Consider the following 11454-nt stretch of genomic DNA (forward strand, 5'->3'; position numbering starts at 1 on the left):
GGTGGATACGCTGCTCAATGACCCACCGATAAGGAGTCAAACCAGTGGATGTCTTGAAGGCGCGCGCAAAATGCGACGGTGATAGTCCCGCCACGCTTGCGAGATCATGAAGCCGGACATTGTTAAGAAGATTTGCCTCTATATAGTCCAAGCTTCTGCTAAGTTGGGATCGTGTAAGCCCGCTCTGGTAGGCTTTGAACCTCGCTCGCGGTGCTGTGAAGAGGGCGGCGAACAACGCGGTCACCAGACTCTCTCCAAAAAGAGGCAAATCATCGTCCTGCTCGGCAATTTCCTTCGCGAGCAGGTCTGCACATTGAGTAAGGCGATCATCGTAAAGCAAAAGAAGTGGCTCATTCCACCTCTTGCGATCGGACTCATCGCCAAGAAGACCTTCGACGACCTGGTAGTCGAAGTGCATTCTGATACATCGCACGGAACTGATTGAGTCGGCACCCCACCCCCACACGTCCACGTACGGGGGTATATACATCGCATGACCGGCATCATAGCGGCTTCGCGGAGTAGGGTTGTTGAGACGTGTACGCGGCTCGCAATACCCGCCAACCTGTTCGAGAACCACCCCGACGTTAGCCTGCTCTGTACATAGGTTTTGCCAGCATTGCCCTGGATCAAGATACTGTGTAACGTGGTAGACGGCGACACCATTCCACATACGAGACTGATAAGAAGAGTTCCGTATTCCGTGTGGCGCTCGAATTTTCAATGTCGGCATTTTAGAAAATGACATTAGGCAACTCGTAAAGCCGTAGAGCTAATTCTGGCGAGGCTTAGCAATCGGCAGCACATAGGACTCCCTAAAGACTTAGAGCTGGAAGCTACTGTAGTTAAGCGGCTGCACGTTTTATATCTCATTCAGAAACACCGTTGTTCTATTCACCTGAATTCAGGATGCGAAGCATAAACCAAATTCTGTCAGCATTGTCCAACAGGTTCTTCATTAGTCCCTCTTCACGAGATTGACCTGCCTACTGAATCAAAGATCACCTTTATAGACAGCAACACATCTATTTCGTTCTTATTCCCATTTATTAAGATTGTTATTCAGCAGTTCAGTCATGAACAAAATGCTCTCTGAGAATTAAGTAGAGCCACCAGAATGATCATCAACGATAAAGATACTTAGCTTTCAAAATCTTTGATAACGGCTCATCGGAGCCTAAGCTTCCAGAATGGAACTACCCTTTTAGAAATTCTCGGAGAACACTGGCGGTGTCGTCCGGGTTTTCTTCTGGGAAGAAGTGGCCTCCGCGCATTGCGTGGCCTTGCGCAAGCGGAGCCCACTGACTGCAGATCCCGAGAGGACCACCGTCTTTGGCGTAAAAGGTGTCCAGCGGACCACCTTCCGCCCAAAGATGCAGCATGGGACACTGAATCTGCTTCTTCGCCTGTTTATCTGCATGATCATGTTCTACGTCAATCGTTGCGGCGGCTCGATACTCCTCACAGATGCCATGAACTCGGACGGGATCGCGATAAGACATGACATATTGCTCCAAAATGTCTGGACCGAACGAGCCATGGCCGAAAGGGTTTTCGAAGGCTGCCGTCGGAGCGCCACGCAAATAGCTTTCTGGCAATGGACTCTGCTGAGAAAGTAGGATCCAGGGCCAATAAGTCCGGGCAAATCTGGCGTCCGATCGATTCCACGCTTCCGAGATCGGGATGACATCAAACACCGCCAGGCGATCTACGTTGTCGGGGTGGTCCAATGCCATTCGGTAAGAGACGCGGCCACCGCGATCATGTCCGACAACTGTGAAGGTTTTGAACCCCAGTTTGTCCATAACGCCCACGAGTTCCTTAGCCATCGCTCGCTTGGAATAGGGGAAGTGGTCGTCTGACGATGAAGGCGTGCCACTCTGACCATAGGCACGCAGGTCAACGCAAATGATCGTATGATCGTCTGCGAACTTCGGTGCCAGGTAGCGCCACATAAGACTGGTGCGCGGGAACCCGTGAACCATGAGAATGGCTGGCCCTTTCCCATAACGGCGGATGAAGATGTTGTTTCCTTCGACTTGGACCTGCGATGATTCGAAATCGTCGTCCGGCAGGTGTGATGGTTGGGAATTTGTCATCGTTCGTGCTCCTGAGGATGTGATGAATGAACTTGATAGAAGCGCACTAATCGAGGCGGCTCCAAAACCGTGAAGTATGGTTCGGCGTTTCATTTCGTACTCCTTTCCACCCGACGCCGATTCCTTTCGAGGGCGAACCGCACGTCAGAAACGACTTTCATGCGTACCCCTTATCGCGCGACGCGTAAGGCGACATTGTCCGACGGATGGTTTGTAATCAGACCTGGGCGGGTGCTTTGCGCTTTTTCAGATAGACTTCGTAGCTTCTTCATTATCTTTCCACTCAAGCATCCGACATGCCATTGAAGACGAAAGGCGATTGAAGGAAGAGACCATGACCTAACTGACTCTGATTGAGGGCGTTGCTTAGAGTGCGGCAATGCCGTTGAACCCGACTGATCTGGGAAGGTCTCCAGCCTGGCCTAGATCAGTGAGAGATCCATCCTGGTTGATCGCGAACGTGCCGACATTTCCGGATTGCGAGTTGATCGTGTAGAGGAATTTTCCATCTGCGGTGATGGCGATATCTACGTTGTGACTGCCCGTGGGATTCTCGCCGACGATCGTTCCGGCGATGGGAGTGAGCGTTCCATTCTCCCCGATATTGAAACCTGAAATGTTGTCGCTGCCGGAGTTCGAAGTGTAGACCTTAGTCCCGTCAGGTGTAATCGCACTCCAGCAGTTGCCGGCGCCTAGGGTGGGAACGGATTGGCTGATAGCAGTGAGGGTGCTATTGGAGTTGACCTTGTAAGAAGAGATCGCCGAGGCGTTGGTTCCATTGGCAGGACCGGTCTCGGAGACAATCGCCGCTCCATCCGGTGCAAATGCCACAGAGAAGGTACCGGGGGCGGGGTTGGCGTTTACCACAATGGGCGAGAGAGTGCCGTCGGGCCGAATGCGGAAGACTTCGACGTTATTGGCAACGCGCTCCGGAACGAGAAGAAACTGGCCATCGGGGCTGAAAGACAAGGATGCTCCTCCGGTTGTAGTGCCGGTGAGGAACATGGTGGAGTTCTTGATCTGCTTGAGTTGACCGCCGAAGTCGAGATGGAAGCCTACGAGGCTGCCGGCTCCGCCACTGTTGAGGACATATACCAGGCCGCCGTGCTCTGCGACCGCCGAAGGTTGCGCGCCGCCTGAAGGCGCCCTGTTGAGAAAGGTAAGGAGAGCCTTATGAACACTGAAGACGGATACGCTGCCACTACCAGCATCGACTGCAAAAAGCAGTGAATTGTCTTGACTGAGCGTGAGCGAGCCCTGGGATTCGAGTGGGTCAGTCGTGCCTCCGCTACCCCGACCGTGCGTGTCGTAAGAGGTGCTTTCGCCGAGAGTGCCATTGGTGCTGCGCTCAAAAGCGATGACCTGGTTTTTGCCGGCATCATTTGTCATGACGAATACGGCGCCGGCATTGTCTCTGTTGTTGAATTCTGTAGCGTGAAGAACCGAGGACGTCGCACCAATTCCTATCATGATCGCCAACAGACAATGAGTTACCTTGATCATTTCCAGCTCCTAGGGGTGACGGATCGCGCGCAGATGCACCGCGCTTGATCAGTTGATGTGAACGTTAATCCCGTTAGGGCAGGAGGTGTTGTCCACAATTGGCGTGTTTTTCCCAAAAACGCTAGTAATTCCTAAGGGCGCGGCCGAAAATGCATTGAAATGAACTACACCGGCGCGGAAGCTGTCGGCAACTCCCGGTTGGTCGGCAAACCTTCCCTAATCGATAAGGTAAGGTTTGCCCGTCAACCGGGAGTGACTGTAGCCTTAACGCTGTCGCTTCCGGATATCTTGTCCCTCTCTTTCTTAATGCCAGTGGAGAGTCGGAGGCCGGATGAGCCTGCATGTCAAGGGAGCCAGGAGCAAATCCCGCAAAAGCAACTCCCCTACAGCCCCGCTCAATTTCGGAAGCATCTTCGTACGGAATCACGGCAAATGACGGGAAACTCGCACGAACATTCGGAACTGCGTCGGTTGCCATCCCGTCAGTCAAGGAGGGCCGCGTTCGCCTTTTGCAGATATTGTGCAAAAAGACCGCGCCGCGTGGGATCACTCTTGCACGGAAAGTAACCAGCTGTCAGCAGACGGGCAGGACTACTGAAGCTGATTAGCCAGCATAATGTCGCTCTGCGCGTCATCCGTCTGGGTATACAGAAGCCAGTGGCCATCCGGAGAAACTGACAGACCGCCACCCCGGGTTGGATATTGCGGCAAGGTGCAGAGACGCCGAACTGTTCGCGTGCCAAAGTCGTAGAAGGTGATAGCCGCTGGTGCGGACCAGGAAGAGGTGTAGTAGATACCGCGCGTGGTTGCGGTCCAGCTCGCCGCGGCATCAAGCAGCTGTATGCCGTTCAGAGGCTCCTGTTCACCCCCGTCTACAGGTTCGGACCAGATCGCGACATTGTTGCTTTGCTTTACATTTGAAAAATACCTGCCCGTTTTTGACGATGCTGAACCAGGAGCCTTTATCGCTGATTCGCTTGACCGGGCCCCCTTGAGACGAAAAGCGATACAGATTATCGTGTCCATCGCTTGCAAACAACCACTGGCAATCATCCGACCAGGTTGGCAAAGCAAGGTTCTGAACGTTGGTCTTTGCCTGACGAGGCAACCTTTCATTGATGTCCTCAACGAAGATGGCAGAGGAACCAGAAGCTCGCGAGTCAAAGGCGATACGGCGTCCGTCGGAGCACCAGCCTGGGCTTCCCGTTTGCGGGCCGTTGAAAGTTGTTAGTTGAACTAAATTACCCCCGTCCGCATCCGCAAGCCATATTTCATGTGAGCCCGAACGATCCGACTCGAAAACAATTTTCTGTCCATCGGGCGAATATTGCGGGACTCTCTGGATGCGAGTTGAATAGATCAGTTTTGTTGCGGACTCTTTTGGGTGCTGTGAATGCAGATCCACTCGCCAGATGTCAACCGTTTTCCAACCCCGGACGTACGCGAGCCGATCGCGCTTACTGGCTGAGGATGGATTCGAACCTTCCTCGCCGAAAGGCAGCTTGGTCAATCGGCCATCGAGGTCCACCTGCCAAAGCGATCCTCCGTCCCCTGAATCGTTGGAAAAGACGATTCGTGTTCCGTCCATTGACCAAGTGAGGCCGCCGAAGTAGCCCATCATCGAGGCCAGCCGGCGCGGCGATCCGCCCGATAGCGGCAACTCATAGATGGCGTAAACGGCGATGCTGGAAGTACAAACAAATGCGAGATTCTTTCCATCCGGCGAGATCGAGGGCGAAGCCATATCCCAACAATGCAGGTCAGGATTTACCATTCGCGGACGCAAGGTATCGAGGGGAAGAAGAAATATATGCGAACCGCTTTCCCCAGTTGACCAATAAGCGAGCGACCTCGAATCTGGCGACCAACTAATCTTCATGAAAGGTTCGTACCAGAACGTGGCGTCAGCAAGTTTACGCTCAGGACCTCCCAGGGCTGGAATCACAAAGATTCCGCTTTCTTCTTGCGACCATCTGGAGAATGCGATCTCGGCGCCATCAGGCGACCACGCTGGGCTGATCCAATGCGGCGGGATGATCCGTGAGCTTGATCATCCGCTCGGAGCCAATTGTCTTTACGTACAAATCGAATCCCTTCTCGAGATTGCTGCTCCAGGCAAATGCGATCTGGCTACCTTCAGGTGAAAACGCGGGAGCGACTTCTTGCCCCGGAAGGCTCGTAAAGGGAGTGATCTTGATCGAAGAGAAGTTTGGCCCACTGGGACGCCTCTTCAGCCAGAGCAGACTGACCGCGAGGACAAGGACGCAAATCAAAATGGCCAGCCCCGCTAAACCGAATGTCCTCCGGCTGAATCCGCGTGATTCCGCTGATCGCCCCACCGGCAGGAACACTGTTGACATCGATGGATTCTCCGCTGCAACCGGAACCGCGGCGGACGGCGAAGTCGATTGGCCAGCATCAATCGCTGGAGTCTCGTCGTGTTCTTCAAAAACAATTTCGGTTTTTGCCAGGAACCGGTAGCCGCGCCGAGGCAAAGTCTCGATGTAGCGCGGCTTGTCGGCCGAATCGCCTAACGCATCCCGCAGGCGGTTCGCCGCCGCATTTAGACCCTGGTCATATTCAACAAACGTGTCCGAGGGCCAGAGCTTCTGCCGGAGCTCATCCCTGGTGATCAGCTGTCCTGGGCGTTCAAGCAGGAGCGCCAAAATCTGAAAGGACTGGTTAGGAACGCGCAGCCGTGTTCCAAATTTCTGGAGTTCCTGAGTGGACAAGTTCGCTTCAAACGGACCAAAGCGAACGATCACAGTTTTCGAAGTAGGCACGGGTATCTCGTCCCCCGACTATAGCAGCGGCGTCCCACAAGAGTATGCGCCTAAGGCACCCGTAGCAGTCGTTAATTCAATGACTTGGCATGTGAGATGAATGTTATCTGGGTTTTAGACGGCCACCATTGTCATTCGTTAACGCACAAGCCATATTGATTGCCCACGATGAAGGAGGGAAATATGGCCAGCATGGCAGTCGGCGACCGTTGTTTGTCCGAAACACTGGTTCGCTGCAGAGCAGAACAAGGTATCTCAAGCTCCCATTTCGGACGTCCTCAACTGGCAGGGCTGACAACCCTCCGCTTTTTCGCAGCGCTTCATGTCATTTTGTTCCACCTTAAAGTCGAGGGGATTCTGCCTGGAGGACCTTGGTGGTATCAGAATTTCGCCGGGATCGGCTACATCGGGGTGAATTTCTTTTTCGTTCTATCCGGGTTCATCCTGGTCTACACCTATGCCGCCACTGATATCGCCCCCCGGCGATTCTGGCAGGCGCGCTTTGCCCGAATTTATCCCGCGTACGTTTTCTCGCTTGCTGCCACTGCGCCGTTCTTTTTGTTTGCAGTGCGACACCTCAACTTGCCGTTCTTTGCCTGGAGCGAACGGCACCTTGTGTTGGGCGCGATCTTAACCGTCGCTCTCCTGCAGGCATGGGTCCCGCAAGGCGCTCTCACCTGGAACCTAGTGTGTTGGAGCCTCTCCGTCGAAAGCTTCTTCTATTCTTTATTTCCATTTCTGTTGCGCTGGACCAAGGCATTTTCACGCCGTCGAATTTTGTCGTCGATTGCAGTCTTTTCGCTTGCCAGCCTCGCTTTTTCGGTGGGCTACATCCTCGTTCACCCCGATGGAGTGGATAAGATCAACTCGACAGAAGTAACGTTGTTCTGGAAAAACGTCCTTAGCTTCAACCCCTTAGTACGGCTCCCGGAATTCATAGTCGGCCTGTTAGCGGGCCGATTGTTCCTAAGCAGTAGAAGGAATCAACTGCTCGGTTCTATTTGTGCCCTAAGCGGGACAGCCGCGATTTTACTGATCACGACGTTCGCCGCGCGCATTCCCAATCCAATGATTTCAGCTGGCTTTCTCTCCCCCCTCGTTCGCCCTGATCATCTACGGCGTCGCGCACGAACCGCGATGGACGCGATTCCTGGCCCTCCCTCCGCTCGTACTCCTCGGCGAAGCCAGCTACAGCCTCTATCTGCTGCATTCGTTTGTGATGACCAGAGCATTTCAAGCAATGCCCTGGCTGCCGTACGGAATAAGAGTGGTACTTTGCGTAGGTGCTGCCATCGGAGCTTCGTTGCTCTCCTATCAATTACTTGAGGAACCGGCGCGCAGAGTTCTGCGGCCAAGAAAGACGCACTGATGTTTCGGGGTCATTGATGGTGGCGAGTTTGTCCGGAACCCCCGCAGGAGTTTATTGACGGTTGGGAGCGTGGCTTTGTCGCTTTGTCTGCTTACGATTTTAACGGGCGGCCGCATATCGCTCTCTCTTTCTCGAACCTGAGTCGGCTCCGGCGGAAGCCCTTCGGCTCGTGACCCACCGTGGCGTTTCTATCACGCAACCAATGCCCGTTTAATTTCTTCCCAAGATCAGAAGGATTCTTGGGTTCGTGCCTCGACGATCTGGCAATAGTTCCGTGACACGTATAGAGACACGCGTGATCTTGGCAACTTCTTTGCTCGCTTTGCGGTTGAGCCCTACAGATTCTTTCGAATCAAAACCGGAAGTGCAACTCCCGGATGATCAGAAGGCCGCGTTCCTACACACCCGAACGTCGTGCATTGTTGGACGGAATTGGCGGACAGATTCGGATGGGAAATTAGCGATAGTGTTCCGCTGGTTGGAGACATTTTTCCTGTGACCCTGGAACTGACGATTGTGGGTATATATTCCAACCCCGACGAGGATGAAAACCTCTACTTCGATTATGAATATCTTCGCTACTCCTCATAGCTACCGGACACTCGAGCCGAGCAGACACGCTTGGCGTGTTCCGCACGTTTGCGAATCGGCCAGATGATGTCGATGCCATTGCGGCCGCCATCGATAACAGTTCGAAGATTTACCTGCTCCAACCAAAAGCGAATCGGAACGCATGTGGCGGCTGAGTTTCGTATCTTTCCTGGGAAATCTCAAGTTGTTCCTGCTCTCCATCTCCGCTGCGCTAACCTTCACCATCCCGTTGGTTTGACTCCTGCACAGGTACTGCGGGCATTCAACTGGAGCAGGATCCACCACGAAGCGCCGAAAGGCCTGTCTTCCGCGTGACTTTTCAACATCTTGCTGGATATATCGCGATGCAGATCTGGACCGGTTCTCTGGTCTGATGGTCGGAGTCCGGAGTATCCCGTATATCTTTCACGGCCCTAATTTGATGCAGCCTGAGTCCGGTTCTTCAATAGCGAAGGATGCAAGTCTGGAGGTTAGGGTTGACAGTTGCAAGGGGACGAGCCTCAGCACGATTCCACTAGGTCCTGCTTACCGCAAAGACGGTGGTTCCCACGCTGAGTGCCCATCATCTTGCCGCTGTTCATGGCAAACATGATCTGTGTTTCTCCAGAAGGAATCCTGATCCGCAGACTGTATGGCTTCTGAACTTCATACAGCCCCTAGCGGAGAAGCAATCCCCGATGGCGCCTTAGCATCCGTCACGGGCGAGGCGTCGTGCGTCGGCCCCTACTTGGCCGCCACAAACCTCCGCGACTAACCGCTGGAAACCAGGGCGTTCAACCAGGCCGGATCCCGATTTACCCAAGTCCTCATCGATGGTAACCACTTCAGCGAAGCCCAACTGCCTGGCATTCAGCGAAATTGTATTGCCGGCGCTGGCTTTCGAGGTTATGTAGCACCTGGACAACGGTCGACTGCCGGACGTACACAATCGCCCGGCGGCGAAGATGGTCCGGAGTGACTTTGTCGCTCGTCATGAACACCTCCCGTCTTCCTCCGCATCGACGCCGGCGGCGCTGAGCAAGAGATCGGCCAAGACCTGTTCTACTTCCGTCTGCTTCTCGGCAGGAACGGGCACGACTTCCTCAAGGTCAAGCAGCAACGGCAACTGCCGCGCCGCTGGTCTTCTGTTCATCAGCACAGTGTCCCCCTTGAAACAAGGTTCACGCTCCCGTACGGCTGAAAGCGCGCTCACGGAGACTTTAGACCATCCAGGAGCCTGCGCAGTTCGGCCAAGGCACCCAACCCGATGACGGGGTCGGCGATCTCCATCGTGGCGCAGCGCCCAGGATCTGTCATCCAATGCGGAATTCCGAAGACAATGCCGCTGGGCGTCTCACAGTAAAGGTCATCAATGTCGGCGATCTTGGCAATTCTTGACCAACCGCAGTTTGCAGCCGTGGAACGGGTGCCAGCGATAATGCACCGTGACCTCATGGGTCCCATAGGTATTACGTGATTGGCTTAAACGTAATCACGTTTCTCACTATCGGCAGATATAGAGTGACATCATGAACATGAGAGCGGTGCACCTGTCAGTGGCGTGGTCCTTAAGTACCCTTGGGATTCTGGCAGGGGCGTTACTTCCTGCACAGACCATTGAGCCGAAGTATCCCCGGAACACTGGCGTGCAAACACCGGGTGTTCAACATGAGATGGGCGAGCTTGTTCCTGTCGCGACATTTGCGGTCGAAGGACGCCCTGACTGGATGGCGGTTACCCCGAATGCAGTATGGGTAACAAGTTCAAACGTCAATCACGTCGTTCGTTTGGACGCGAAGACCAACCGGCCTGGGAAGGTCGTGACTGTCGCCAAGCCATGCTCTGGATTGACCGTAGGATTCGGTAGCCTCTGGATTCCAAGTTGCGGCGACCACACAGTAGTCCGCGTTGACGCCAAAACGGGAAGATTACAGGCCACTATTGCCGCCAGTCCCGCTGACGACGAAGGCGGAATTGCAGTTGGCGCAGGCAGTGTATGGATTGTTACCTCGAAAGATGGCGACCTTGCACGCATCGATGCAGCAACCAATGCTGTGAGAGCACATGTTCGTATTCCAGCAGGTTCGTTCAATCCGGTTTTTGCGAATGGCTCCATCTGGATCACCTGCAACACCTGCAACATGCTTGTGCGCGTTGATCCCGCAATCAACAGGGTTATCAGCCAAACCCAGGTAGGCCCCAGACCCCGCTTCCTGACAGTTGGTGGGGATTCCATCTGGGTCTTGAATCAGGGCGACGGAAGCGTAGCTCGGATAGACATGTCAACCGGCAAACGGACGGCGTTGATCGAGGCAGGAATTCCCGGAGGTGGTGGCGAAATCACCTTCGGTGACGGCGCTGTATGGGCGACCGTGATTGGTTATCCCATCACACGCATCGCTCCGGAGACCAATACCGTCGTCGCCCAATGGCATGGCAGCGGAGGCGACAGCATTCGCGTTGGTAATGGATCATTGTGGCTGAGCGACCTAAAGGGAGCAAAGGTGTGGCGCCTACGCTTCCCCAACGGCAGCAAGTAGTACTCGGAGTGTCCTGTTGGAAATGTGAACGAACGAGTCGTGTCTGTGACCCCCTGAAAACGGGGTTTTCAGCAAAGACAACTTGGCTGGGCAGATGATTGAGCGGCGGTGAGGGAGACCGCTGCCATGCGACAGAAGAACAAGCCCAAGCGCAGGTCGCCTAGGAGCGTCCTGCGTCTACCCGACCTCGACCACTCCAAATCATCCGTTCTTCAGAGCCTGGGATCAGTCGCCTCACAGCGGACCTATGGCTTTGCCATCGATGACTTCATCAGTTGGTATTGCTCGGAACCTCGCCTGGCATTCGGCAGGACCGTAGTCTTACGGTATCGCTACTACCTGGAATCCCGCCAACTGGCACCCGCGACCATCAACCTGCGTCTCGCAGCTGTCCGGCGGCTCGCGTATGAAGCGTCTGACAACGGATTGCTGAGTCCTGACCTCGCAGCGGGTATCCGGCGAGTGAAAGGTGCCAAGCGCCTCGGTATTCGACTCGGCAACTGGTTGACGTCCACGCAGGGAAGAGAGCTGCTTGGCGTTCCCGACCGGGCTTCAGTAAAAGGCAAAAGGAACTACGCGATGTTGGCCGT

The 11454-nt window shown here is 54.4% G+C and carries 8 protein-coding genes and 1 pseudogene; 3 read left to right on the forward strand and 6 right to left on the reverse strand.

The features are described 5' to 3' along the window. The 5 genes from Q363_RS42330 to Q363_RS27375 form a co-directional block, all read right to left on the reverse strand. Positions 1-418: helix-turn-helix domain-containing protein (locus Q363_RS42330; protein WP_169747157.1), on the reverse strand; the 418-nt coding region annotated here is incomplete at its 3' end. 778 nt (positions 419-1196) lie between these two features. Beyond that, the gene (locus tag Q363_RS27360; RefSeq protein WP_084080832.1) at positions 1197-2192 is read right to left on the reverse strand and encodes an alpha/beta fold hydrolase; all 996 of its coding nucleotides are present in this window, start codon (positions 2190-2192) and stop codon (positions 1197-1199) included. Between the two features lie 273 nt (positions 2193-2465). Continuing rightward, positions 2466-3602, reverse strand: a complete 1137-nt coding sequence (locus tag Q363_RS27365) for a lactonase family protein (RefSeq protein WP_035357029.1) — start codon at positions 3600-3602, stop codon at positions 2466-2468. Positions 3603-4464: 862 nt separating this feature from the next. Beyond that, complete coding sequence (locus Q363_RS27370; protein WP_084080833.1) at positions 4465-5547, reverse strand: TolB family protein; 1083 nt, start codon at positions 5545-5547, stop codon at positions 4465-4467. Between the two features lie 52 nt (positions 5548-5599). Then, positions 5600-6385: a winged helix-turn-helix domain-containing protein gene (locus Q363_RS27375; protein WP_157467677.1), complete on the reverse strand. Its 786-nt coding sequence runs from the start codon at positions 6383-6385 to the stop codon at positions 5600-5602. A 183-nt stretch (positions 6386-6568) separates the two neighbouring features. Between Q363_RS27375 and Q363_RS27380 the strand changes: the two genes are divergently transcribed. Then, the gene (locus tag Q363_RS27380) at positions 6569-7711 is read left to right on the forward strand and encodes an acyltransferase family protein (protein ID WP_035357046.1); all 1143 of its coding nucleotides are present in this window, start codon (positions 6569-6571) and stop codon (positions 7709-7711) included. Positions 7712-9315: 1604 nt separating this feature from the next. Here Q363_RS27380 and Q363_RS41345 read toward each other — a convergent pair. Next, positions 9316-9537: a hypothetical protein gene (locus tag Q363_RS41345; protein ID WP_211256385.1), complete on the reverse strand. Its 222-nt coding sequence runs from the start codon at positions 9535-9537 to the stop codon at positions 9316-9318. A 316-nt stretch (positions 9538-9853) separates the two neighbouring features. Between Q363_RS41345 and Q363_RS27385 the strand changes: the two genes are divergently transcribed. Beyond that, complete coding sequence (locus Q363_RS27385; RefSeq protein WP_035357047.1) at positions 9854-10864, forward strand: Vgb family protein; 1011 nt, start codon at positions 9854-9856, stop codon at positions 10862-10864. A gap of 126 nt (positions 10865-10990) precedes the next feature. Further along, a pseudogene (locus Q363_RS27390) lies at positions 10991-11454 on the forward strand (site-specific integrase); the annotation flags it as partial.

Origin of the sequence: Edaphobacter aggregans DSM 19364, assembly GCF_000745965.1 — a bacterium.
Classification (GTDB): domain Bacteria; phylum Acidobacteriota; class Terriglobia; order Terriglobales; family Acidobacteriaceae; genus Edaphobacter; species Edaphobacter aggregans.

Bases quoted from the DNA above. Each gene is read 5' to 3' on its own strand.
- Q363_RS27360 (WP_084080832.1), bottom strand. From the start codon at position 2,192: ATGAAACGCCGAACCATACTTCACGGTTTTGGAGCCGCCTCGATTAGT.
- Q363_RS27365 (WP_035357029.1), bottom strand. From the start codon at position 3,602: ATGATCAAGGTAACTCATTGTCTGTTGGCGATCATGATAGGAATTGGT.
- Q363_RS27385 (WP_035357047.1), top strand. From the start codon at position 9,854: ATGAACATGAGAGCGGTGCACCTGTCAGTGGCGTGGTCCTTAAGTACC.
- Q363_RS27380 (WP_035357046.1), top strand. From the start codon at position 6,569: ATGGCCAGCATGGCAGTCGGCGACCGTTGTTTGTCCGAAACACTGGTT.